This is a genomic window from Streptomyces sp. S186 (genome assembly GCF_051603415.1).
In the GTDB taxonomy this organism is placed as follows: domain Bacteria; phylum Actinomycetota; class Actinomycetes; order Streptomycetales; family Streptomycetaceae; genus Streptomyces.
Genome location: NZ_CP193932.1, coordinates 7023506 through 7047803, shown reverse-complemented (window position 1 = coordinate 7047803; position 24298 = coordinate 7023506). Strand labels below are relative to the sequence as shown.

The 24298-nt window shown below is 69.0% G+C and carries 13 protein-coding genes, 3 rRNA genes and 1 pseudogene; 5 read left to right on the top strand and 12 right to left on the bottom strand.

The window, feature by feature from the left end; all coding sequences use genetic code 11:
- Positions 1-3: 3 nt before the first annotated feature.
- The 9 genes from ACRAS8_RS30355 to ACRAS8_RS30315 form a co-directional block, all read right to left on the bottom strand.
- On the bottom strand, positions 4-852 hold the full coding sequence (locus ACRAS8_RS30355) for an FHA domain-containing protein (RefSeq protein WP_234025170.1): 849 nt from the start codon (positions 850-852) through the stop codon (positions 4-6).
- 118 nt (positions 853-970) lie between these two features.
- Positions 971-1957: a DUF881 domain-containing protein gene (locus tag ACRAS8_RS30350; protein WP_438489173.1), complete on the bottom strand. Its 987-nt coding sequence runs from the start codon at positions 1955-1957 to the stop codon at positions 971-973.
- Between the two features lie 5 nt (positions 1958-1962).
- Positions 1963-2295: a small basic family protein gene (locus tag ACRAS8_RS30345; RefSeq protein ID WP_016578706.1), complete on the bottom strand. Its 333-nt coding sequence runs from the start codon at positions 2293-2295 to the stop codon at positions 1963-1965.
- Positions 2292-3224 carry a DUF881 domain-containing protein gene (locus tag ACRAS8_RS30340; protein ID WP_438489172.1) on the bottom strand — a complete coding sequence of 311 codons (933 nt, stop codon included), beginning with the start codon at positions 3222-3224 and terminating at the stop codon, positions 2292-2294. The genes ACRAS8_RS30345 and ACRAS8_RS30340 overlap by 4 nt, the downstream gene beginning before the upstream one ends.
- Positions 3225-3301: 77 nt before the next feature.
- Positions 3302-5797, bottom strand: a complete 2496-nt coding sequence (locus ACRAS8_RS30335) for a sugar phosphate nucleotidyltransferase (protein WP_438489171.1) — start codon at positions 5795-5797, stop codon at positions 3302-3304.
- A 117-nt stretch (positions 5798-5914) separates the two neighbouring features.
- Positions 5915-6523: a CDP-alcohol phosphatidyltransferase family protein gene (locus tag ACRAS8_RS30330; protein WP_438489170.1), complete on the bottom strand. Its 609-nt coding sequence runs from the start codon at positions 6521-6523 to the stop codon at positions 5915-5917.
- 148 nt (positions 6524-6671) lie between these two features.
- Positions 6672-6788: ribosomal RNA gene (rrf, locus tag ACRAS8_RS30325) — 5S ribosomal RNA — on the bottom strand.
- Positions 6789-6859: 71 nt separating this feature from the next.
- Positions 6860-9983: ribosomal RNA gene (locus ACRAS8_RS30320) — 23S ribosomal RNA — on the bottom strand.
- A 305-nt stretch (positions 9984-10288) separates the two neighbouring features.
- Positions 10289-11817 (bottom strand): 16S ribosomal RNA (locus ACRAS8_RS30315).
- The 16S, 23S and 5S rRNA genes sit together here, the layout of an rRNA operon.
- A 606-nt stretch (positions 11818-12423) precedes the next feature.
- Between ACRAS8_RS30315 and ACRAS8_RS30310 the strand changes: the two genes are divergently transcribed.
- Together ACRAS8_RS30310 and ptsP are read left to right on the top strand one after the other, a co-directional pair.
- Positions 12424-12873 (top strand): PTS sugar transporter subunit IIA, encoded by a 450-nt coding sequence (locus ACRAS8_RS30310; RefSeq protein ID WP_352302447.1) that lies wholly within the window; start codon positions 12424-12426, stop codon positions 12871-12873.
- A gap of 84 nt (positions 12874-12957) precedes the next feature.
- Positions 12958-14628: a phosphoenolpyruvate--protein phosphotransferase gene (ptsP, locus tag ACRAS8_RS30305; RefSeq protein WP_438489169.1), complete on the top strand. Its 1671-nt coding sequence runs from the start codon at positions 12958-12960 to the stop codon at positions 14626-14628.
- A gap of 103 nt (positions 14629-14731) precedes the next feature.
- Here the strand turns inward: ptsP and ACRAS8_RS30300 are convergent.
- Together ACRAS8_RS30300 and ACRAS8_RS30295 are read right to left on the bottom strand one after the other, a co-directional pair.
- A pseudogene (locus ACRAS8_RS30300) lies at positions 14732-15678 on the bottom strand (hypothetical protein).
- Between the two features lie 145 nt (positions 15679-15823).
- Positions 15824-17860, bottom strand: coding sequence for an acetoacetate--CoA ligase (locus ACRAS8_RS30295; RefSeq protein WP_438489168.1), 2037 nt, complete (start codon positions 17858-17860; stop codon positions 15824-15826).
- Between the two features lie 244 nt (positions 17861-18104).
- Between ACRAS8_RS30295 and ACRAS8_RS30290 the strand changes: the two genes are divergently transcribed.
- The 3 genes from ACRAS8_RS30290 to ACRAS8_RS30280 all read left to right on the top strand — a co-directional run bounded on the left by ACRAS8_RS30290 (position 18105) and on the right by ACRAS8_RS30280 (position 23362).
- Entirely contained in the window at positions 18105-20540 is a 2436-nt protein-coding gene (locus ACRAS8_RS30290) for a glycoside hydrolase family 31 protein (protein WP_438489167.1), read from the top strand.
- Positions 20541-20648: 108 nt separating this feature from the next.
- On the top strand, positions 20649-21509 hold the full coding sequence (locus ACRAS8_RS30285; RefSeq protein WP_438489166.1) for a M15 family metallopeptidase: 861 nt from the start codon (positions 20649-20651) through the stop codon (positions 21507-21509).
- Between the two features lie 113 nt (positions 21510-21622).
- Complete coding sequence (locus tag ACRAS8_RS30280) at positions 21623-23362, top strand: bifunctional diguanylate cyclase/phosphodiesterase (protein ID WP_438489165.1); 1740 nt, start codon at positions 21623-21625, stop codon at positions 23360-23362.
- 189 nt (positions 23363-23551) lie between these two features.
- Here the strand turns inward: ACRAS8_RS30280 and ACRAS8_RS30275 are convergent, their stop codons facing one another.
- Positions 23552-24163, bottom strand: coding sequence for a GTP-binding protein (locus ACRAS8_RS30275; protein WP_438489164.1), 612 nt, complete (start codon positions 24161-24163; stop codon positions 23552-23554).
- Positions 24164-24298 lie beyond the last annotated feature (135 nt).

Sequence of the window (24298 nt, the reverse complement as noted above, 5' to 3'; positions counted from 1 at the left end):
CGGTCAGATGCCGACGCCTCGCTGGCTGGCGTAGAAGACCATCCGGTACTTGCCGATCTGTACCTCGTCGCCATTGGAGAGGACGACGGAGTCGATCGGCTCGCGGTTGACGTAGGTGCCGTTCAGGCTGCCGACGTCGGTGACCGTGAAGCGGCCGTCCGCACCGCGGCGGAACTCCACGTGGCTGCGGGAGACCGTCACGTCGTCGAGGAAGATGTCGCCCTGCGGGTGCCGGCCCGCCGTCGTCAGCTCGCCGTCCAGGAGGAAGCGGCTGCCGGCGTTCGGGCCCCGGCGGACGACCAGCAGGGCCGAGCCCAGCGGAAGGGCGTCGACGGCCGCCTGGGCCTCCGGGGAGAGAGCCGGCGACAGGTTCTGCCCGGTGGTCTCCGCGTCGTACGCCTCGATCCCCGAGATGGAGATCGTCGAGGTCGTCTCGGAGGCCCGCTCGGGCTGGGCGCCCGCGCGCAGCGGCGCGCCGCAGTTGGAGCAGAACCGGCTCGCCTCGGCGTTCCGGTGCCCGCACCTCGTACAAACCGGCAAGGTCGACCCTCCACCCGTGTGTGCGGCTGATGGTTCCTGGGAACCTATGCGGCCGGCACCGGAGGGGTCAACAGAACCCGCGCCATGCCCCCCGGACGGACCGCCGACCTCATCACGGAACAGCGGACGGTCACCGGCCGCGGCGTCCTCCTCCGGCCGGCGCGGCGCACGGTGCCGTGCGGAGCCGCCGTCGCCTTCCTTGCGCGCGCTCTTGCCGAACAGCTTTCCAAACAACTTCACGGGCGATTCCCCTTGTACGACACAGACCCGCCCGTGGGGCAGGACGAACCCTCGATGCACACACCGGCCGATCCGGACATCCTGTGAACGTCCGTGGCCTTCAGACAGTTTCCACCACACACCACACGCACGGTGCGTCGACCCCCCGCTACCTCATGCCCTCGCCGGGCCATCACCATACGTAGACGCCTCACTGGGATGACGACCGAGCGTAGTCAGGCCGCTTCGCCTGTCGCAAGGCATCCACGATGATCTTCTCTTCACGGGCCACAGACACCTTGGCCTGCTCCTTTTCCAGTGTCTGGACCACTCCGCCAGGGATGTTGAGCGCCGGCTCCAGGTCCTCCGGCTTCCCGATGACCTTGAAGCGGTACGGCTGCGTGACGCGCTTGCCGTCGATCCGCACCCCGCCCCGGAGATCCGAGAGGGAGGTGTTCGCGACCACGCGCACGTCGTTCACCTGGATCGCCTCGGCTCCGGCCGCCCGCAGTTCCTGGATGGTGTCCAGCAGTTTGTCCGCCTCCACGGAGTGGTGGGGGTCGTCGATGGTCAGGTTGATGCCGGGGCCTTGCGCCGCGACGGTACCGGCCAGCACGCCCAGCTGCTGTTCCTTCTCCACGGTCTGCTTCCGGGCCTCCTCGGCTTGGTCCGAGCTGTTCTCCAACTCGGCCTTCTGTCCCTCCAGGCGCCGCTGCTCAACCGTCAACCGCTGGGAGCGGTTGTCCAGTTCGTCCAGAATGCGCACCAAGTCCTCTTGGCGCGCACCCCGCAGCGCACTGCTGTCACTTGTGGAACGTACCTGAATCGCGAGGCCGAGGCCGAGAATGAACAGGAGCAACGCGACGATCAGTTGAGCCCGCGTCAGCCGCGGCGGCCACAGACTGGCCCGCAGCCGCTGCCGACCGGTCATCGGAGCCGGCGCCGCCGACTCCTCGTCCGCCGTCACGCCCGAACCCTCACCAACCGCCGATTCGGTCCGCTTCTGTCCCGCTTCCTGCTCCTTGCGTTCCGCCTCCGGGCCTCCGGCGCGCTGCTCCGCCTGTGCGGGTCGGCGAGGCGTCTCCGGCGGCATCGGCCGCCGCCCCGCGGGGTGATCCGCGCCGGCTTCCCGCGCCGGACCGGATTCCGGCCGCTCGTCCGGGGTGCGCTCCGGCTCCGGGGTCCCGTCCGCTGCCATCGGCCTCACGCCCGGAAGACGTGCCGGCGGATCGCGGCAGCGTTGGAGAAGATGCGGATACCGAGCACCACCACGACACCGGTGGAGAGTTGGGCGCCGACGCCCAGCTTGTCGCCGAGGAAGACGATCAGGGCGGCGACCACGACGTTCGACAGGAAGGAGACGACGAAGACCTTGTCGTCGAAGATGCCGTCCAGCATCGCCCGCAGACCACCGAACACGGCGTCCAGCGCGGCGACGACAGCGATCGGCAAGTAGGGCTCGACCACCGTCGGCACCACGGGTCGGACGACGATTCCGACCACGACTCCCACGATGAGGCCCAGTACGGCGATCACGATGTGCCCTTCCCTGTGTCGGCGCCGTCCGCCTTCGCGGCACCGGCCTTCGGCTTTGCGGTACGTACGGTCAAACTGGGCGCGGGGGGCAGCGTGACCTCGCTCTCCACGGAAATCCTGGCGCGTACGCCGTAGTTCTCCTGCAGCACGTGCAGATACTGGCCGTCGGCGCTGTCCTGGAACTCGGTGCTCAACCGCTGCCCGTCCCCCACCGCCAGCACCGTATAAGGCGGCACCAGTGGCTTGTTGTCGACCAGTATGGCGTCTCCCGCCGCCCTGATCGCCGAGAGGGACGTAAGCCGCTGCCCATTGACGGAGATGGCCTCCGCACCGGACTGCCACAGGCCGTTGACCACGCGCTGCAGGTCACGGTCGCGCACCCGCCCGGTGTCCGAGAAGTCGCTGCTCTCGCGCGGCCCCCCGGTGCCGGCCGCCGCCCCCTTGGCGTCGTCCACGACGAGCTTCACGCCCGGCCCGGTCACCTGGGTCGAACCGGCCAGCAGCGCCAGCAGGTCGGCCTTGCCGTCACCGTGCTGCTTCAGTGCCTCGCGCTGTATCCGGTCCACCGCGTCCCGGGCCGCGTCCACCCGCTGCTGCTGGGTGTCGGCCTCGGCGGTGCCCTTCTGGATGCGGTGGATCAGCTCCTCGCGCTCCTTGGCAAGTGTGGGCGCCGACACCCGCGCCTGCGCCGCCCCCACGGTCACCACCAGCGCCGCCAGCACCAGACCCGCCGCCAGACCCAACTTCGCCCGGAGCGTGCGCGGCAGACCACCGACGCCGGCCGCGGACTTCCGCGCGGCGGCCTCCGCGTACCCGTCGTCGAGGCTGTGGTCCATCACGTTGGTCAGCAGCGACATCGAAGCATCCGGGCGCGCGGCCGAGGGGTGGGGGTTGCTCCGAACGGGGCGCTGCTGCGACATGCCGCACATCGTCCCATGTCGGCGACGCGGCCTCCCAATGGCCCCACCGGCGCGCCCATCGGGCGGCGCGCCGGCGGGGCCGCCGGTCAGCGGCCGGCGCTGTCCACCACGGCCGCCCACTCGTCCAGCAGCTGCTGGGCAGAGGCGTCGTCCGGGCCCTCCGCCCACAGATGCGTGACCGCCTCGGCCGGATCGGGCAGCACCAGCACCCATCGCCCGTCGGCCTCCACGATCCGCACGCCGTCGGTGGTGTCCACATCGCGGTCGCCGGCGGCCTCCACGACGTGCCGCATCACCAGGCCCTTGACCGCCCACGGCGTCGCCAGGTCCCGCCGCTGGACGTGCGCCCGCGGGATCCGCGCGTCGATCTGGCTGAGCGTGAGCTGCGTACGGGCCACCAGGCCGATCAGCCGGACGAACGCGGCCGCGCCGTCGAAGACGCTGCTGAACTCCGGGATGATGAAGCCGCCCAGGCCGTCGCCGCCGAACACCGTGCCGTCCGACCGCCCCACCCGGGTCAGATCGTCCGGAGACGTGGTCGTCCACTCGACCTGCGTGCCGTGGTACGCCGCCACCTGCTCGGCGATCCGGGTCGTGGTCACCGGCAGCGCCACCCGGCCGCTGCGCCGCTCGGCCGCGACGAGGTCCAGCATCACCAGCAGCGCCCGGTCGTCCTCGATGATCCGGCCACGCTCGTCCACCAAGGAGAGCCGCTCGCCGACGGGGTCGAACCGCACGCCGAACGCGGCCCGGGCCGACGCCACCATCTCGCCGAGCCGGACCAGGCCGGCGCGCCGGGCGTCGGCGGTCTCGGTCGGCCGGGCCTCGTCCAGACCGGGGTTGATGGTCAGCGAGTCGACGCCGAGCCGGCCCAGGAGGCTGGGCAGCACCAGACCGGCGCTCCCGTTCGACGCATCCACGACGACCTTGAGACCGGAGTCGCTGATGCCGGTGGTGTCCACGGCCCGCAGCATCGCTCCCGTATAGGAGTCGAAGACACTGGACGGGAAGTGGAGATCGCCGATCTCGCCGGGGAAGGCCCGCCGGTACTCCTGCCGGGCATAGACGCGGTCGAGCTTGCGCTGACCGGCCTGCGAGAGGTCCGCGCCACGCTCGTCGAAGAACATGATGTCGACGGAGTCCGGCACCCCTGGCGTGGTCCGGACCATGATCCCGCCGGCGCTGCCCCGGGCGGTCTGCTGCCGGGCGACGGGCAGCGGTACGTTCTCCAGGTCGCGGACGTCGATGGCACTCGCCTGGAGCGCGGAGATCACCGCCCGCTTCAGGGCCCGAGCACCGCGCGAGTGGTCGCGCGCCGTGGTGACCGTGGCCCCCTTCTTCAGCGTGGTGGCATACGCACCGGCGAGCCGCACCGCGAGTTCCGGAGTGATCTCGACGTTGAGGATTCCCGACACCCCACGCGCCCCGAACAGGTGCGCCTGGCCACGCGACTCCCAGATGACGGAGGTGTTGACGAACGCACCGGCCTCGATCGTCTTGAAGGGATAGACCCGCACATTGCCCTGGACGATCGACTCCTCACCGATCAGGCACTCGTCGCCGATGACCGCGCCGTCCTCGATCCGCGCCGCCCGCATGATGTCGGTGTTCTTGCCGATCACACAGCCGCGCAGATTGCTCTGCTGCCCGATATAGACGTTGTCGTGCACCACCGCCCGGTGCAGGAACGCACCGCTCTTCACCACGACGTTGGAGCCGACGACGGTGTGCTCCCGGATCTCCACATCCGCCTCGACCTTGGCGTAGTCGCCGATGTACAACGGCCCGCGCAGCACCGCGTCCGGGTGCACCTCGGCGCCTTCGGCGACCCATACACCCGGCGAGATCTCGAAGCCGTCGATATCGACGTCGACCTTGCCCTCCAGCACGTCGGCCTGGGCCTTCACATAGCTTTCGTGTGTGCCGACGTCCTCCCAGTAACCCTCGGCGACATAGCCGTAGATGGGCTTGCCGTCCTTCATCAACTGCGGAAAGACGTCCCCGGACCAGTCCACCGGAACATCGGCCGCGACGTAGTCGAAGACCTCCGGCTCCATCACGTAGATACCGGTGTTCACAGTATCCGAGAAGACCTGCCCCCAGGTGGGCTTCTCCAGGAAACGCTCGACCCGGCCGCCCTCGTCGACGATGGTGATGCCGAATTCCAACGGATTGGGCACCCTCGTCAGGCATACGGTGACGAGGGCGCCCTTTTCCTTGTGGAAGCGGATGAGATCGGTGAGGTCGAAGTCGGTGAGAGCGTCACCGGAGATGACCAGGAAGGCATCGTCTCTGAGGGCCTCTTCGGCGTTCTTCACGCTCCCGGCGGTGCCGAGTGGCTTTTCCTCATTGGCGTAGGTGAGCTCCATTCCCAACTCTTCGCCGTCACCGAAATAGTTCCGGACGAGCGAGGCCAGGAATTGCACGGTCACGACGGTCTCGCTGAGACCATGCCTTTTCAACAGCCGCAGTACATGCTCCATGATCGGCCGGTTGGCCACCGGGAGCAGCGGCTTGGGCATGCTGGACGTCATGGGGCGAAGGCGTGTTCCTTCGCCACCGGCCATCACAACGGCCTTCATGTCGGAAGCGTCCTCCTCGAAGAGACGACGGTCTTGCCGACTTCACTTGTCCAGAGCGCCCGCTTTTCTCCCCCGCACGGGCGCTGGGCCTTGGCACGATCTGCCGATTCGGCGAGCTCAGTCGGCCGTGGTGTCCGCCCTGATGATCCGGCGGACCTGTACCACGTAGAGGATCCCTGCCCACCAGTACAGCGCCGTACCCCACCCGGCGAACGCCCATCCGAAAATGGCAGCGAGTGTGTGAAGCCAGTCAGGTCCGTCACTGAGCAGCAGCAACGGGAAGGCATACATCAAGTTGAACGTAGCCGCTTTGCCGAGGAAGTTCACCTGGGGAGGCCCGTATCCGTGGCGTCCGAGGATGCCGACCGCGATCAGCAACATCAGCTCGCGGGCGAGCAGCGCCGCGGTGAGCCAGACCGGGAGGATCTCACGCCAGGTCAGGCCGACGAGGGTGGAGAGGATGTACAGGCGGTCAGCGGCCGGGTCGAGGATCCGGCCCAGGCTGCTGATCTGGTTCCAGCGCCGGGCCAGCTTGCCGTCGAGGTAATCGCTGACCCCGCTCAGCGCGAGAACGAGCAGCGCCCAGCCATCGGCGTACGGGCCGCCGAATTTCGGCCAGAGGATCAGCCACAGGAACAGCGGCACGCCGACCAGGCGCGCCATGCTCAGAATATTCGGGATGGTGAGGACGCGATCTGTCTGGATCCGCGTCTCCTGGACCTCCACGCGGAAGCCTCCTGTGGGAAAAATATGCCGATGATGTCTCCGACTTTACCTGGCCCGCCGGCACAGCCGCGCCACGGGTCCCCGCATCGCAACGCAAGAAGGCCCCGCCAGGAACCGAGGTTCCCGACGGGGCTTTCTTTTACGATGAGTTCGGCGGCGTCCTACTCTCCCACAGGGTCCCCCCTGCAGTACCATCGGCGCTGAAAGGCTTAGCTTCCGGGTTCGGAATGTAACCGGGCGTTTCCCTAACGCTATAACCACCGAAACACTATGAAACTTAGAACAACCGTTGGTCTGTTCGTGGCTTCAGAACCAACACAGTGGACGCGAGCAACTGAGGACAAGCCCTCGGCCTATTAGTACCAGTCAACTCCAACCGTTACCGGTCTTCCATATCTGGCCTATCAACCCAGTCATCTACTGGGAGCCTTACCCCATCAAGTGGGAGGGAGCCCTCATCTCGAAGCAGGCTTCCCGCTTAGATGCTTTCAGCGGTTATCCTTTCCGAACGTAGCCAACCAGCCATGCCCTTGGCAGAACAACTGGCACACCAGAGGTCCGTCCGTCCCGGTCCTCTCGTACTAGGGACAGCCCTTCTCAAGACTCCTACGCGCACAGCGGATAGGGACCGAACTGTCTCACGACGTTCTAAACCCAGCTCGCGTACCGCTTTAATGGGCGAACAGCCCAACCCTTGGGACCGACTCCAGCCCCAGGATGCGACGAGCCGACATCGAGGTGCCAAACCATCCCGTCGATATGGACTCTTGGGGAAGATCAGCCTGTTATCCCCGGGGTACCTTTTATCCGTTGAGCGACGGCGCTTCCACAAGCCACCGCCGGATCACTAGTCCCTACTTTCGTACCTGCTCGACCCGTCAGTCTCACAGTCAAGCTCCCTTGTGCACTTACACTCAACACCTGATTACCAACCAGGCTGAGGGAACCTTTGGGCGCCTCCGTTACCCTTTAGGAGGCAACCGCCCCAGTTAAACTACCCACCAGACACTGTCCCTGATCCGGATCACGGACCCAGGTTAGACATCCAGCACGACCAGAGTGGTATTTCAACAACGACTCCACACCAACTGGCGTTGGCGCTTCACAGTCTCCCACCTATCCTACACAAGCCGAACCGAACACCAATATCAAGCTATAGTAAAGGTCCCGGGGTCTTTCCGTCCTGCTGCGCGAAACGAGCATCTTTACTCGTAATGCAATTTCACCGGGCCTATGGTTGAGACAGTCGAGAAGTCGTTACGCCATTCGTGCAGGTCGGAACTTACCCGACAAGGAATTTCGCTACCTTAGGATGGTTATAGTTACCACCGCCGTTTACTGGCGCTTAAGTTCTCAGCTTCGCCCCACCGAAATGGAGCTAACCGGTCCCCTTAACGTTCCAGCACCGGGCAGGCGTCAGTCCGTATACATCGCCTTACGGCTTCGCACGGACCTGTGTTTTTAGTAAACAGTCGCTTCTCGCTGGTCTCTGCGGCCACCCCCAGCTCACACTGCAAGAGTGATCACCGGAAATGGCCCCCCTTCTCCCGAAGTTACGGGGGCATTTTGCCGAGTTCCTTAACCATAGTTCACCCGAACGCCTCGGTATTCTCTACCTGACCACCTGAGTCGGTTTAGGGTACGGGCCGCCTTGAAACTCACTAGAGGCTTTTCTCGACAGCATAGGATCATCCACTTCACCACAATCGGCTCGGCATCAGGTCTCAGCCTCAACGTGTGACGGATTTACCTACCACACGGCCTACACCCTTACCCCGGGACAACCACCGCCCGGGCTGGACTACCTTCCTGCGTCACCCCATCGCTTACCTACTACAAGTCTGGTCCGTCGGCTCCACCACTCCCCTACACTCCGAAGAGCTCAGGGCGGCTTCACGGACTTAGCATCGCCTGATTCAGTACTGGGCGCTTCAAAGCGGGTACCGGAATATCAACCGGTTGTCCATCGACTACGCCTGTCGGCCTCGCCTTAGGTCCCGACTTACCCTGGGCAGATCAGCTTGACCCAGGAACCCTTAGTCAATCGGCGCAAGAGTTTCCCACTCTTGTATCGCTACTCATGCCTGCATTCTCACTCGTGAACCGTCCACAACTCGCTTCCACGGCTGCTTCACCCGGCACACGACGCTCCCCTACCCATCACGATCCCCGTTAGGGGTAATACCGCAATGACACGACTTCGGCGGTGTACTTGAGCCCCGCTACATTGTCGGCGCGGAATCACTTGACCAGTGAGCTATTACGCACTCTTTCAAGGATGGCTGCTTCTAAGCCAACCTCCTGGTTGTCTCTGCGACTCCACATCCTTTCCCACTTAGCACACGCTTAGGGGCCTTAGTCGATGCTCTGGGCTGTTTCCCTCTCGACCATGGAGCTTATCCCCCACAGTCTCACTGCCGCGCTCTCACTTACCGGCATTCGGAGTTTGGCTAAGGTCAGTAACCCGGTAGGGCCCATCGCCTATCCAGTGCTCTACCTCCGGCAAGAAACACACGACGCTGCACCTAAATGCATTTCGGGGAGAACCAGCTATCACGGAGTTTGATTGGCCTTTCACCCCTAACCACAGGTCATCCCCCAGGTTTTCAACCCTGGTGGGTTCGGTCCTCCACGAAGTCTTACCTCCGCTTCAACCTGCCCATGGCTAGATCACTCCGCTTCGGGTCTAGAGCGTGCAACTCAAATCGCCCTCTTCGGACTCGCTTTCGCTACGGCTTCCCCACACGGGTTAACCTCGCTACACACCGCTAACTCGCAGGCTCATTCTTCAAAAGGCACGCAGTCACGACGTTGAGCCAAAGACTCAACGCGACGCTCCCACGGCTTGTAGGCACACGGTTTCAGGTACTATTTCACTCCGCTCCCGCGGTACTTTTCACCATTCCCTCACGGTACTATCCGCTATCGGTCACCAGGGAATATTTAGGCTTAACGGGTGGTCCCGCCAGATTCACACGGGATTTCTCGGGCCCCGTGCTACTTGGGTGTCTCTCAAACGAGCCGCTGACGTTTCAGCTACGGGGGTCTTACCCTCTACGCCGGACCTTTCGCATGTCCTTCGCCTACATCAACGGTTTCTGACTCGTCCCACAGCCGGCAGACTGCAGAAAAGAGATCCCACAACCCCGCACTGGCAACCCCTGCCGGGTATCACACCAATACGGTTTGGCCTCATCCAGTTTCGCTCGCCACTACTCCCGGAATCACGGTTGTTTTCTCTTCCTGCGGGTACTGAGATGTTTCACTTCCCCGCGTTCCCTCCACACTGCCTATGTGTTCAGCAGCGGGTGACAGCCCATGACGACTGCCGGGTTTCCCCATTCGGACACCCCCGGATCAAAGCTCGGTTGACAGCTCCCCGGGGCCTATCGCGGCCTCCCACGTCCTTCATCGGTTCCTGGTGCCAAGGCATCCACCGTGCGCCCTTAAAAACTTGGCCACAGATGCTCGCGTCCACTGTGCAGTTCTCAAGCAACGACCAGCCACCCGTCACACACCCTTCAAGGGTCCTTCACCGGGGCCGGCATCGCGAAGGTCCAGACTCAAGTCCGTACCCTCAGACACCCAACAGCGTGCCCGACCCGACCAGCTGAGACCCTGCGTTCCACGCCGAAGCAGTACTAACAGTCCTCACACCAATCGTGCCGAGTAGTCAACGTTCCACCCATGAGCAACCAGCATCAGACACTCGCTGATGTACTGGCCTCTGACCCGAACCAAGTCCGAGTAAGAAGTGCTCCTTAGAAAGGAGGTGATCCAGCCGCACCTTCCGGTACGGCTACCTTGTTACGACTTCGTCCCAATCGCCAGTCCCACCTTCGACGATTCCCTCCCACAAGGGGTTGGGCCACCGGCTTCGGGTGTTACCGACTTTCGTGACGTGACGGGCGGTGTGTACAAGGCCCGGGAACGTATTCACCGCAGCAATGCTGATCTGCGATTACTAGCAACTCCGACTTCATGGGGTCGAGTTGCAGACCCCAATCCGAACTGAGACCGGCTTTTTGAGATTCGCTCCACCTCGCGGTATCGCAGCTCATTGTACCGGCCATTGTAGCACGTGTGCAGCCCAAGACATAAGGGGCATGATGACTTGACGTCGTCCCCACCTTCCTCCGAGTTGACCCCGGCAGTCTCCTGTGAGTCCCCATCACCCCGAAAGGCATGCTGGCAACACAGAACAAGGGTTGCGCTCGTTGCGGGACTTAACCCAACATCTCACGACACGAGCTGACGACAGCCATGCACCACCTGTACACCGACCACAAGGGGGCGCCTGTCTCCAGACGTTTCCGGTGTATGTCAAGCCTTGGTAAGGTTCTTCGCGTTGCGTCGAATTAAGCCACATGCTCCGCTGCTTGTGCGGGCCCCCGTCAATTCCTTTGAGTTTTAGCCTTGCGGCCGTACTCCCCAGGCGGGGAACTTAATGCGTTAGCTGCGGCACGGACGACGTGGAATGTCGCCCACACCTAGTTCCCAACGTTTACGGCGTGGACTACCAGGGTATCTAATCCTGTTCGCTCCCCACGCTTTCGCTCCTCAGCGTCAGTATCGGCCCAGAGATCCGCCTTCGCCACCGGTGTTCCTCCTGATATCTGCGCATTTCACCGCTACACCAGGAATTCCGATCTCCCCTACCGAACTCTAGCCTGCCCGTATCGAATGCAGACCCGGGGTTAAGCCCCGGGCTTTCACATCCGACGCGACAAGCCGCCTACGAGCTCTTTACGCCCAATAATTCCGGACAACGCTCGCGCCCTACGTATTACCGCGGCTGCTGGCACGTAGTTAGCCGGCGCTTCTTCTGCAGGTACCGTCACTTGCGCTTCTTCCCTGCTGAAAGAGGTTTACAACCCGAAGGCCGTCATCCCTCACGCGGCGTCGCTGCATCAGGCTTTCGCCCATTGTGCAATATTCCCCACTGCTGCCTCCCGTAGGAGTCTGGGCCGTGTCTCAGTCCCAGTGTGGCCGGTCGCCCTCTCAGGCCGGCTACCCGTCGTCGCCTTGGTGAGCCATTACCTCACCAACAAGCTGATAGGCCGCGGGCTCATCCTTCACCGCCGGAGCTTTCCACGCACAGACCATGCGGTCGCGCGTCATATCCGGTATTAGACCCCGTTTCCAGGGCTTGTCCCAGAGTGAAGGGCAGATTGCCCACGTGTTACTCACCCGTTCGCCACTAATCCCCGACCGAAGCCGGTTCATCGTTCGACTTGCATGTGTTAAGCACGCCGCCAGCGTTCGTCCTGAGCCAGGATCAAACTCTCCGTGAATGCTTCCCCGGCTGCGTTTAATTAAAAACTGCGGGGTAAAACACCACGAGAGCGGAACCGTCGGGAGGAATAATCCCCACGGTTCACAGCGTCCTCGCTGTGTGTGCCTCCCGAACAGGTCGGAAGGTCTTTCAAAGGAACCTCGTCCCAACATGATGTTGGAGACGGGGTATCAACATATCTGGCGTTGACTTTTGGCACGCTGTTGAGTTCTCAAGGAACGGACGCTTCCTTTGGATTCCCTTTCGGGTTTCCGCCGGGCGCTTCCCTTCGGTGTTTCACACTCTATCAGGGCTTTTCCGGCTTTTCGAACCGCGCTTTTCTGCAGGCATGCAGAAGTGCGTGATCCGAGAATCTGGATCATGACTCTGAGGAGTGCCGCCCACTCAGTCGGTCGCGCTGCGCGCTTCCTGGCTGTCCGGGGCAGAGCCAAGACAGTACAGGGGCCCGGTGGGCGAGGCAAATCGATTCAGCGCCGGAGGGCGGATCAACTGGGCTCTGTCATGCGGAACCGTCAGTTCTTATGACTTACGCTTCTCAACGGTGCGCCGTCCGGGACAGGTAGTGACGGCGGCCTGATGAATCTTCACCCCTGGGAGGTTTCCCATGACCACCGTGACGTCCCCTCTTGCCGGACGCGCCATCGGACTGGCGGCCGTGCCGGACCCCGTCTTCTCGGGCGCGATGGTGGGCCCCGGCACCGCCATCGACCCGGTCCGTGAGCCCTCGGAGGCGGTGTCGCCCGTGGAGGGCGTGGTCGTCTCCCTGCACCCGCACGCGTTCGTCGTCGTGGACGCCGAAGGACACGGCGTGCTCACGCACCTCGGCATCGACACCGTGCAGCTCAACGGCGAGGGCTTCGAGCTGCTGGTGAACAAGGGCGACACCGTCACCCGCGGGCAGGCCGTCGTGCGCTGGAACCCGGCGGCGGTCGAGGAGGCCGGCAAGTCGCCGGTGTGCCCCGTCGTCGCGCTGGAGGCGACCGCGGACTCGCTCGGCGACGTCCGTGAGGACGGCGAGATCAAGGCCGGCGACGAGCTCTTCTCCTGGCAGTAGGAGCAACCGGTTGCCGTTGCGAGACGGCAGGTACGACATCCACCGCGGCGGCCGGGCCCGCCGCAACAACCGGAGACGGGTGACATGGAGACAACGCTGCGGGGCGTCGGGGTGAGCCACGGCGTGGCCATCGGCGAGGTGCGGCACATGGGGACGGCGGTGCTGGAGCCGCCGGCCAAGCAGATTCCGGCGGAGGAGGCGGAGCGCGAACAGGGGCGCGCCCGCCAGGCCGTGGAAGCTGTGGCCGCCGACTTGATCGCGCGGGGCAATCTGGCGGGCGGCGAGGCACAGCACGTGCTGGAGGCGCAGGCCATGATGGCCCAGGACCCCGAGCTGATGGCCGATGTCGAGCGGCGGATCGCCGTGGGCAGCACGGCGGAGCGGGCGGTGTACGACGCGTTCGCCGCGTACCGGGCGCTGCTGGCCGGGGCCGGCGAGTACCTCGCGGGCCGGGTGGCCGATCTCGACGACGTGCGGAACCGTATCGTCGCGCGGCTGCTGGGCGTGCCGATGCCGGGTGTGCCGGACAGCGACGAGCCGTATGTGCTGATTGCGCGGGATCTCGCGCCGGCCGACACGGCGCTGCTGGACCCGGCGCTGGTGCTCGGGTTCGTGACCGAGGAGGGCGGGCCGACCAGCCACAGCGCGATTCTGGCGCGGGCGCTGGGCGTGCCAGCCGTGGTGGCGCTGCCGGGTGCGGGCGAGCTCGTCGAGGGCACCGTGATCGCGGTGGACGGCAGCACCGGTGAGGTGTTCGTCGACCCGAGCACGGAGAAGAAGGCGGCGCTGACGAGGGCGGCCGAGGAGCGGAAGGCGGCGCTGGCTGCGGCGTCCGGTCCGGGTGCCACGTCCGACGGGCACAAGGTGCCGCTGCTGGCGAACGTCGGCGGGCCGGCGGATGTGCCGGCGGCGGTGGAGGCCGGTGCGGAGGGCGTCGGGCTGTTCCGTACGGAGTTCCTGTTCCTGGACGACAGCAAGCGGGCGCCGTCGGAGGAGACGCAGGTCGAGGCGTACCGGAAGGTGCTGGAAGCCTTCCCGGAGGGGCGCGTGGTGGTGCGCGTACTGGACGCCGGGGCGGACAAGCCGCTGGACTTCCTGACGCCGGCCGATGAGCCGAACCCGGCGCTGGGTGTTCGGGGGCTGCGGACGCTGCTCGATCATCCCGAGGTGCTGCGGACGCAGTTGTCGGCGCTGGCGAAGGCCGTCGAGGGGCTGCCGGTCTACCTTGAGGTCATGGCGCCGATGGTGGCGGACCGGACCGACGCCAGGGCGTTCGCGGACGCGTGCCGGGAGGCCGGGCTGCGGGCGAAGTTCGGTGCGATGGTGGAGATTCCGTCGGCGGCGCTGCGGGCCCGGTCGATCCTGCAGGAGGTGGAGTTCCTGTCGCTGGGCACCAACGACCTGGCGCAGTACACCTTCGCCGCGGACCGGCAGGTGGGCGCGGTGTCGCGGCTGCAGGACCCGTGGCAGCCGGCACTGCTGGACCTGGTGGCGGTGTCGGCCGAGGCCGCGAAGGCCGAGGGCAAGAGCTGCGGGGTGTGTGGTGAGGCGGCCTCCGATCCGCTGCTGGCGTGTGTGCTGACGGGTCTGGGTGTCACCAGCCTGTCCATGGGTGCGGCGTCGATCCCGTATGTGCGGGCGACGCTGGCCAAGCACACGCTGGCGCAGTGCGAGCGGGCCGCTGCCGCGGCGCGGGCCACGGACACCGCGGAGGATGCCCGGGCGGCCGCGCAGGCGGTGCTCTCCGGGGAGTGATCCGGGTGGCGCGCGGCGCCGTGTGAGGTGATTCGGGACGGCCGTCCCGCCTGTGTGGCGGGGCGGCCGTTTCGCGTGGGCGTGGGGCCGGCGCCGGCGGGGGTCAGGGGTGGCAGTGGGGGCCGGGTGGGGGTGGGAGGGGCAGGCCGGGGGCGTAGTCGACGCGGTGTTCGGGTGGGATGGGTTCGTCGGTTTCGGGGTCGGTGCAGTAGGCGTCGAAGATCTCGGCGGCGCTGATGGGGTCGGGCCAGGCGCCGCGGAGGCGCCAGCCGCGGACGGTGGCGGGACCGGGGTCGGTGGCGGAGCCGGAGTCGGTGGGGCTGGTGGGGTCTTCGGTGGCGGGGAAGGTGCGGCAGACCAGGGCGCCGGTGGCGGGTTGGGCCAGGGCGGCGGCGAGGACCGTGCAGAAGGCGAGGGTTTCGGATGGGGGGAGGTGGGTCGGGGTGCCGTCGGGGGTGGCGGTGGCGTGCAGATAGGCGCGGAGGGAGCCGGTGGCGTCGGGGAGGGTGCAGACGAGGTGGTGGGGGTGCCCTCCCCCAGGGCCGTGAGGAGGTGGTGGAGAGCGGCGGTGGCGCGGGTGAAGGCGGCGTGCGCGAGGTCCTCGCCGCAGGTGGCGCAGCGGCCGGCGCGGGCGAGGAGGGTGGTGGCGCGGTCGCAGGATGCGCGGCGGGCGGCTTCCTCGGTGAGTACGGGGAGGAGGACTTCCAGCGGGGTGCCGTCGTAGGCGAGGGAGGCGCCGGTGCCGGCGACGGCGGCGGTGTAGCGGCTGCGGCTGGCCGGGGCGTCCGGGTCGAGGCCGTGCTCGGCGCAGTAGCGGGCGAAGGCGGCCGGGTCGAAGAGGCAGAGGGTGGTGTGCACGCCTTGCTCGGCGAGGGTGCGCAGCAGGGTCTCCAGCTGCTGGAGGTAGCCACGGTGGTCGTCGAAGGGGAAGGTGCGGTAGCGGCGCATGGCGGCGAAGTCCCGGGCGTCGGCGAGGACGGCGGCGGTGCTGGGGAGTTCGCGGCGGAGCGGGTGGGCGGGGTGGTGGTGGGTGGGTCGGGTGGGTGTCATGGCTCCCCCTCGGTGTGTGCTGGTCGGGCGGACGGGTCGGCGTCACTGGCCGGACGACGACTGTCACCGAGAGTAATCGGGGGGTCTGACAACGGCGGGTGGCCGGCGCCGGGGCGGGGTGCCGCCGGCGCCGGTTTGGCCGCTCTCACATGGCGCGGTACTTGGCGCGGTCGGCGGCGATCCGCTCGTAGAAGCGGAGGAGTTCGAGGTTGTCGACGGAGCCGGGGTTGACGGCCTTTTCGAGGGGGGTGCCGGCCAACAGGCGCTTGACGGGGACCTCGATGCGCTTGCCGGTGAGGGTGTGCGGGACGCCGGGGGCCTCGATGATCTCGTCGGGGACGTGGCGGGGGGAGAGCTGTTCGCGGATGGTCCGCTTGATGCGGTCGCGGAGGGCGTCGTCCAGGGTGGCGCCCGGGGCGAGGTGGACGAACAGGGGCATCCAGTAGCCGCCGTCGGGGAGTTCGAGGCCGATGACGAGGGATTCGCGGATCTCGGGGAGGCGTTCGACGGCCTCGTAGATGTCGGCGGAGCCCATCCGGACGCCCTGGCGGTTGAGCGTGGAGTCGGAGCGGCCGTGGATGACGACGCTGCCGCGGAAGGTGAGGGTGATCCAGTCGCCGTGCCGCCAGACGCCGGGGTACATGTCGAAGTAGCTGTCGTGGTAGCGGGTGCCGTCGGGGTCGTTCCAGAAGCGGGTGGGCATGGACGGCATGGGCTTGGTGACGACGAGTTCGCCGACCTCGTCGACGACCGGCTTGCCCTGGGGGTCCCATGCCTGGAGGTCGGTGCCGAGACAGGCGGCCTGGAGTTCGCCGATGTGGACGGGGAGGGTGGGGACGGCGCCGGCGAAGCAGCTGCAGACGTCGGTGCCGCCGCTGACGGAGGCGGTCCACAGGTCGGTGCCGGTCTCGGCGAAGGTGTCGTGGAGCCAGCGGAAGCCGTCGGGCGGGAGCGGGGAGCCGGTGGTGGCGACGCAGGTGACGGTGGAGAGGTCGAGGTCGCGGGCGGGGTGCAGGCCGGCCTTGCGGCAGGCCATGACGTAGGCGGCGGAGGTGCCGAAGACCGTGGTGCGGGTGGCGGCGGCGACCTGCCACTGGGCGGCGGTGTCGGGGTGGCCGGGGCTGCCGTCGTAGAGGACGATCGTGGATCCGGCGAGGAGGCCGCCGACGAGGAAGTTCCACATCATCCAGCCGGTGGAGGTGTACCAGAAGAAGCGGTCGTCGGGGCCGAGGTCGCAGTGCAGGCCGGTCTGCTTGAGGTGTTCGAGGAGGATGCCGCCCTGGGACTGGACGATGGCCTTGGGGAGGCCGGTGGTGCCGGAGGAGTACAGGACCCACAGCGGGTGGTCGAAGGGGACCTGCTCGAAGACCGGGTCGGTGGCGTCGGAGGTCAGGTCGGACCAGTCGAGGGCGCCTTCGGGGGCGGGGGTGCCGAGGAGGGGGACGTGGACGACGGCGCGCAGGGTGGGGAGTTCGGCGCGGAGTTCGGCGACGGTGGCGCGGCGGTCGTGTTCCTTCCCGCCGTAGCGGTAGCCGTCGACGGTGAACAGGACGACCGGTTCGACCTGCTGGAAGCGGTCCAGGACGCTGCGGGCGCCGAAGTCGGGGGCGCAGGAGGTCCAGACGGCGCCGACCGCGGCGGTGGCGAGGAGTGCGGTCACGGCCTGCGGGATGTTGGGGAGGTAGCCGCTGACGCGGTCGCCGGGGCGGACGCCGAGCCGGCGGAGGGCGGCGGCCAGGGAGCCGACCTGGCTGCGGAGTTCGGCCCAGGTGACGGGGGCGGGTTCCTGGCGTTCGTCGACGTGGAGGAGGGCGGGGGTGCCGGCGCGGGCGGGGTCCTCGGCGGTGCGCAGGGCGTGTTCGGCGTAGTTGAGGGTGGCGCCGGGGAACCAGCGGGCGCCGGGCATGGTGCGGTCGGCGAGGACGGTGTCGTAAGGGGTGGTGAAGCGGACGTCGAACCATTCGGCGACGGCCTGCCAGAAGGTGGGGAGCTGGTCGACGGACCAGCGGTGCAGGGCGGCGTAACTGGCCGCGGGGTCGCCGGGGATGGGGGCGGGTGCGCCGTGGTGGGTGGCGGCCCAGGTGTGGAAGCGGGTGACCTGTGCGCCGGCGATCCGGTCCGGGCCGGGCTGCCAGAGGGGTTCCGGGGCAGGCTGGGCGGCGGAGTGCGGTGCGGTGGTCATGATGCGGCTCCTGGCAGGTACGCGTCGTGGGCGTGGGTCGCGCGTCCTGGTGGGGTCCCCTGGTGGCGCGCGTGACCGGCTTGCCTGGACCTTGCCACGTGATCGACTCGTGCACCAGGGGGGCGCAGGATCCGGCCAGTGGAGCGCGCGGCCCGGGCCCCGAGGTGGCCGGGTCGGCCGTGCGCAGGTGAACGGGAGTTGAACGGTTCCCGCCGGAGGGGTCGGCAGTGGCAGGCTGACCGGCATGGACGGGCGTGATCTGGTGCGGTCGGTACGGATGGTCAGGGCGGTCGGGCCGGCGCAGGGCCTGCGGTCCGTGCGTGCGGCGTGGCGCCGGAGCAGAGCGGATGCGCGGGCGCTGCCGCGGCGGGGGCCGGAGCGGGCGCGGGTGCCGGGCACGGCGCTGGGGGCGGAGCCGTTGCCGGGTGGCGGGGTGATCCGTTTCGCGCGGTCGTCGCTGCGGGTGCGGGTCGCGGCGGGCGGCGCGGTGTTCTGCGGGTGGGACGGGGCCGGGCCGGAGCCGTCGTACGCGCTGGCCGGGCCGTGTCCGGCGGTCGATCCGCGGGTGGTGCTGGAGCCGGACACGGAGGGCGGCTGGCGGATCGTCTCGGAGCGGGTGCTGGTGGTGGTGTCGCGGTTCGGTGCGGTGGAGGTGCGGACGCCGGGCGGGGCGATGCTGCGGCGGGAGCTGCCGCCGCGCTGGTGGGACCGGGTGGCGGAGGGCGCCGGGGCGGACGCGGGCGGGGCGGACGGGGACGGGCGGCCCGAGGGGGCGGTGGCGTCGCGGTGGGTGCAGCGGTCGGAGGTGGCGGCGGACGCGCGGTTCTTCGGGCTGGGCGGCCGGTCGGCGGGGCCGCGGCTGCGGGACGGGGTGTACCGGCTGTGGAACACCGATCCGGGCGGCGCCTTCGGGCCCGGGGACGATCCGCTGTATCTGACGATGCCGGTGCAGGTGGTGGTGGCGGACGCGGGGACGCACCTGGTGTTCCACGACAACTCCTGGGACGGCCGGGTGGCGCTGCGGGAGGGGGCGGAGGGCGCCGGGTCGGGGCACGACCGGCGGGGCACCTGCGAGCTGCGGATGGACGGCGGGCCGCTGCGCTACTGGGTGCTGGCGGGGACGCCGGCCCGGGTGCTGGCGGGGTGGACGGCGCTGACGGGTGCGCCGGCGCTGACGCCCCGTTGGGCGCTGGGGTACCAGCACGCCCGGTGGGGGTTCGGCAGCGCCGAAGAGGTGCGGCGGGTGGTGGCGGGCTACCGGGAGCGGGGGCTGCCGCTGTCGGCGGTCCATCTGGACATCGACCACTACGACGGGCACCGGGTGTTCACCGTGGACCGTGCGCGGTTCCCGGATCTGCCGGGGCTGGCCGGGGAGTTGCGGGCCGAGGGCGTGCGCCTGGTGTCGATCGTGGACCCCGCGGTGAAGGCGGAGCCGGGGAACGCGGTGTACGACGGCGGGGTGGCGGTGGACGGCTTCGTACGGGACGCCCGGGGGCGGGTGGTGCGGGGGGAGGTGTGGCCGGGCGAGTCGGTGTATCCGGACTTCACCGACGCGCGGGTGCGCAAGTGGTGGGGGGCGCTGTACGCGGAGCGGCTGGCGCAGGGGTTCTCCGGGGTGTGGCACGACATGAACGAGCCGGTGTCGTTCGCGGCGTTCGGGGAGCCGACGCTGCCGCGGTCGGCGCGGCACGACCTGGAGGGGCGCGGCGGTGACCACCGGGAGGCGCACAACGTCTACGGGCTGGCGATGGCGCAGGCGGCCTATGAGGGGCTGTGCGAACTGCGTCCCGGGGAGCGGCCGTTCCTCTTCTCCCGGTCGGGGTGGGCGGGGCTGCAGCGGTACGGGGGGACGTGGTCGGGGGACGTGGCGACCGGGTGGCCGGGGCTGCGGGCGTCGTTGGCGCTGGTGCTGGGGCTGGGGCTGTGCGGGGTGCCGTACAGCGGGCCGGATGTGGGCGGCTTCTCGGGGGTGCCGTCGCCGGAGCTGTATCTGCGGTGGTTCCAACTGGGGGCGTATCTGCCGTTGTTCCGTACGCACTCGGCGCTCTGGGCGGGGCGGCGGGAGCCGTGGGAGTACGGGGAGGAGGTGCTGGGGCACGCGCGGGCGGCGCTGCGGGAGCGGGAGCGGCTGGTGCCGTACTTCGTGACGCTGGGGCACCTGGCGCGGCTGTCGGGGGCGCCGTATGTGCGTCCGGTGTGGTGGAGCGCGCCGCGGGACCGGGCGCTGCGGGACTGCGAGGACGCGTTCCTGTTGGGGGACGCGCTGTTGGTGGCGCCCGTGGTGGAGGCGGGGGTGGTGCGGCGGGCGGTGCGGTTGCCGCGCGGCCGGTGGTACGACACCGCGACGGGGCGGGCCTACGAGGGGCCGGGCCGGGTGTGGGTGGATGCGCCGCTGTCCCGTATTCCGGTGCTGGCGCGGGCGGGTGCGGTGCTGCCGGTGGCGGGGGCGGACGGCGGGACGGAGCTGGAGGTGTGGGCACCGGCGGCCGGGCGTACGGGCGGGGGGCTGGTGGTGCCGGACGGCGGGGACGGCTGGCGGCGGCCGGAGGTGGAGCGGTTCGCCACCCGGTGGGAGGGCGGCCGGGTGGTCGTCGAGCGGCGGGACGGAGGGCCGGCGGGGTATCCGGTGCGGGTGCGGGGGCTGACCGGCGAGGAGGAGCCGGGGCCGGTGGCGGGCTGAACGGGGTGGCAGGGCGGGCCCGTTGGGGCACGCGGGGCGTGGGGCGGTGGTATACGGGCGGCGGGCCGGGGGTTCCCTCGGGCCCGCCGGGCCTGGTAGACGAGGGTCATGCCGAGACTTGCTGTCACGTGGCGCGGCCTGGCCGCCGCTGCCGCCGCCCTGTTGGCCCTCACCGCCGTCCCGTCCGGTGCCGTCGCGCAGACCGTCGCCGTGCGGCCGTCGGACGGCACCGGGGAGGGTACGCGGGCCCACGACCCCAAGGCACCGAAGGAGTTCGTGGCGCTCCGCGCGGTCGATCCCACGATCATCCAGGAGATGCGCTATGCCACTCCGCACGATTTCATGGGGGTGCCGGTGACGGGTTACCGGGAGCCGATGTGCATTCTGACGCGGGACGCGGCGCGGGCGCTGCACCGGGCGCAGCTGTCCTTCCTGCGGCGCGGCTACTCCCTCAAGGTCTATGACTGCTATCGCCCGCAGCGGGCGGTGGACCACTTCGTGGCGTGGGCGAAGGACCTGTCGGACCAGCGGATGAAGGCGGAGTTCTATCCGCGGGTGGACAAGTCGGTGCTGTTCCGGGACGGGTACATCGCGGAGAAGTCCGGGCACAGCAGGGGCAGTACGGTCGATCTGACGCTGGTCCGGCTGCCGGCCCGGCCGACCCGGCCGTATGTGCCCGGGGAGCCGCTGACGTCCTGCTTCGGGCCGAAGGCGAGCCGTTTCCCGGACAACTCCCTGGACATGGGGACCGGCTTCGACTGCTTCGACACCCTCGCGCACACCCTGGACCCGCGGATCAGGGGGCAGCAGCGGGCGAACCGGCTGCTGCTGAAGGCGGGGCTGGAGCGGGCCGGGTTCGTGAACTACGCGGACGAGTGGTGGCACTACACGTTCTCGCCGGAGACGTTTCCGGACACCTATTTCGACTTCCCGGTGACGTGGCGTTCACTGGTGCGGCGCGCAGACTGACGGGGCGTCAAATTACTGTGCGGGGGCCGGGTTGCCGGCCCGTGTGGCCGTACGCTCCGGAAGGGTGCGTGAACAGTGCGTGAACGGGGTGCCGCCGGCACGCCCCGCGCGGCATGCTGCTGCTCGTGCCTGCCTGGACCGACCAGCTCCGCTTCGCTTTCCAGCCTGTGGTGAACCTCGCGACCGGTACGGTCGCCGCGCTGGAGCCGCTCGTCAGACCCGAGGACGGCGAGTCCGGCCTGCTGACCCGTGCGCGCCACTGCCCCGAACTCGACGCCGAGCTGGCCGCGTTCGCCGTCCGGGCCGCGGCGGAGCAGGAGATGCCGCTGCCGCTGCACATCAACGTCTTCGCGGGGACGCTCGCGCGCCGGCCCGGGCTGGCGTCGCTGGGCGAGGCGGTGCGGGACACCGGGCGGCGGCCGTGGGAGATCACCCTGGATCTGGGCGGGCCGTTCGGTCCGGTCCCGGAGCGGGAGCTGCTGACGGCGGTGGCGGGGCTGCGGGAGGCGGGCTACCGGATCTGTGCGGACGGGGTCGGGGACGGCGATCTGCCGCTCCGGCTGCTGGGTGAACTCGCGCCGAACATCGTCAAGTTGGACCGTTCGCTGTGTGTGCGGCTGGAGCGCGATCCGGGTCGGCAGGCAGCGGTGGCCGCGATGCGGGAGCTGTGCGACCGGGTGGGCGGGCTGCTGGCCATCGAGGGGGTGGAGACCGAGCGGCAGTACGCGGCGGTGCGGGAGGCCGGGGTGCAGCTGGCGCAGGGGAACCTGTTCGCGCCGCCGGCGCGGCGGGCGGTGGCCGAGGTGTATCTGCCGGCCGCGCATCCGCCGCCGGCGAGCGGCCGGACGGCCCCGGACCGCCCGCCGTCGGGGCCGCCGGTGGCGCAGTTCCTCCAGCCGGCGGCGCTGTTGCCGATGGAGGCGTCGGCGGGCGCGGTGCGCAGCCATCTGACGGGGTTCCCTGAGGTGTCGGGGGTGCTGCTGGTGGACGCGGAGGGGGTGCCGGTGCGGGCGATCGACCGCGACCGGTTCCTGCTCTCGCTCTCCGGGCGGTACGGGCACGCGCTGTACGCGGACCGGCCGGCGCTGCGGCTGGCGGACCGGCCGCGGACGGTGGGCGCGGACGCCACCGCGTGGCAGGTGCTGGACATGATCGCCGACGGGGAGCGGGACCGTACCGGGGACGATGTGGCGGTGGTGGACGAGCGCGGCCGCTGCATCGGGGTGGTGCACCTCGCGGACATCCTGCGGGCGCTGGCCGAGAGCCGGGTGGAGGAGGCGGCGCGGCTCAATCCGCTGACCCGGCTGCCCGGTTCGGACGCGGTCAACGCCGAGGTGGACCGGCGGATCGCCGAGGGCCGGGAGTTCGCCCTGAGCTGGCTGGACGTGGACGGGTTCAAGCAGGTCAACGACGGGGCCGGGTTCGCGGCGGGGGACGAGCTGATCCGGTCGGTGGGGCGGACGCTGGCCGAGGTGGCGGTGGACGAGCCGGGCAGCCGGGTGGGGCACATCGGCGGGGACGACTTCCTGGTGCTGGCCGAGCCGGACGGGCTGGAGCCGTTCGCCAAGGCGCTGCTGGACGTGGACTGGTCGGCGGGTGAGATGCCGGTGACGCTGTCGCTGGCGACGGTGGTCTGCCCGCCCGGGAGCGTCACCGGCCACGGTCCGGCGGCGGCCGCGCTGGCGCCGTTGAAGAAGGCCGCCAAGGAGCTGCCGGGGGCGAGCTGGGTGGTGGGGCGGCCGGGAACGGAGCGTACGGAGGTGCGGCGCGGGGCGGCCGCGCGGGTGCCGGGCCAGGTGGGGGCGGAGGGGGACGCGACGGCGGAGGCGGACGCGCCCTGCACGCGCCCTTGACGCTCCATCAGCCGCGGAGAACACTTCCGGCTGGCCGGCCGGCGGAGGACGGCGGCCGCGGCGCGTCCTGAGGCCGGCGGTCGGCAGGCGTACGGCCCGCACCCCGGGCGGCGGGGTACGGGCCGTACTTCCGCGCCCTGTCAGGGAGGCGCGGGTCCGGGTGGCGCGCACCGGGCGGTGCGGCGCCGGTCAGGGCAGGGCGGGCTCGCGCCGCTGGGCGCCGTGCCGCATCGCGTGCTCGACGACGGCGATCAGCACGTCCCGGGCGGAGTCCCGCTCCCGGGCGTCGCAGAGCAGCACCGGGACCGCGGGGTCGAGGTCCAGGGCGTCCCGGACGGCCTCGGCGGGGTAGCGGTCGGCGCCGTCGAAGCAGTTGACGGCGACGACGAACGGCAGGCCGCGGCGCTCGAAGTAGTCGATGGCGGAGAAGCTGTCGGCCAGGCGGCGGGTGTCGGCGAGCACCACCGCGCCGAGCGCGCCGCGGGCCAACTCGTCCCACAGGAACCAGAAGCGGTCCTGGCCGGGGGTGCCGAAGAGGTAGAGGACCAGTTCGTCGTGGACGGTGATCCGGCCGAAGTCCATCGCGACGGTGGTGGTGGTCTTGGCCTCGACGCCGTGCAGGTCGTCGACCGGGCGGCCGGCCTCGGTCAGCCGCTCCTCGGTCCGCAGCGGCCGGATCTCGCTGACCGCGCCCACCAGGGTGGTCTTGCCGACGCCGAAGCCGCCCGCGACGAGGATCTTGAGCGTCACCGGCTCGGCCGCGGCGGGCCGGCGACGGCGCTCGGAACGCCCGAAGACCATGGGTTTCGTTCTCCTGGTTGCGGTGGATGCGGGGCAAACGAGGCAGCGCGGGAGGTCCCGGGTGCGCTGACGGCCGCCGCCGGGCGGTCGCCAGTGCACCGTACAACGTGGGCGGTACGGCGCCCACTTGAGGTG

Coding starts and splice junctions, on each gene's coding strand:
- ACRAS8_RS30285 (WP_438489166.1), top strand. CDS start 20,649: ATGCCGAGACTTGCTGTCACGTGGCGCGGCCTGGCCGCCGCTGCCGCC.
- ACRAS8_RS30275 (WP_438489164.1), bottom strand. CDS start 24,163: ATGGTCTTCGGGCGTTCCGAGCGCCGTCGCCGGCCCGCCGCGGCCGAG.
- ACRAS8_RS30335 (WP_438489171.1), bottom strand. CDS start 5,797: ATGAAGGCCGTTGTGATGGCCGGTGGCGAAGGAACACGCCTTCGCCCC.
- ACRAS8_RS30295 (WP_438489168.1), bottom strand. CDS start 17,860: ATGACCACCGCACCGCACTCCGCCGCCCAGCCTGCCCCGGAACCCCTC.
- ACRAS8_RS30290 (WP_438489167.1), top strand. CDS start 18,105: ATGGACGGGCGTGATCTGGTGCGGTCGGTACGGATGGTCAGGGCGGTC.
- ACRAS8_RS30280 (WP_438489165.1), top strand. CDS start 21,623: ATGCTGCTGCTCGTGCCTGCCTGGACCGACCAGCTCCGCTTCGCTTTC.
- ptsP (WP_438489169.1), top strand. CDS start 12,958: ATGGAGACAACGCTGCGGGGCGTCGGGGTGAGCCACGGCGTGGCCATC.
- ACRAS8_RS30310 (WP_352302447.1), top strand. CDS start 12,424: ATGACCACCGTGACGTCCCCTCTTGCCGGACGCGCCATCGGACTGGCG.
- ACRAS8_RS30340 (WP_438489172.1), bottom strand. CDS start 3,224: ATGTGCGGCATGTCGCAGCAGCGCCCCGTTCGGAGCAACCCCCACCCC.
- ACRAS8_RS30350 (WP_438489173.1), bottom strand. CDS start 1,957: ATGGCAGCGGACGGGACCCCGGAGCCGGAGCGCACCCCGGACGAGCGG.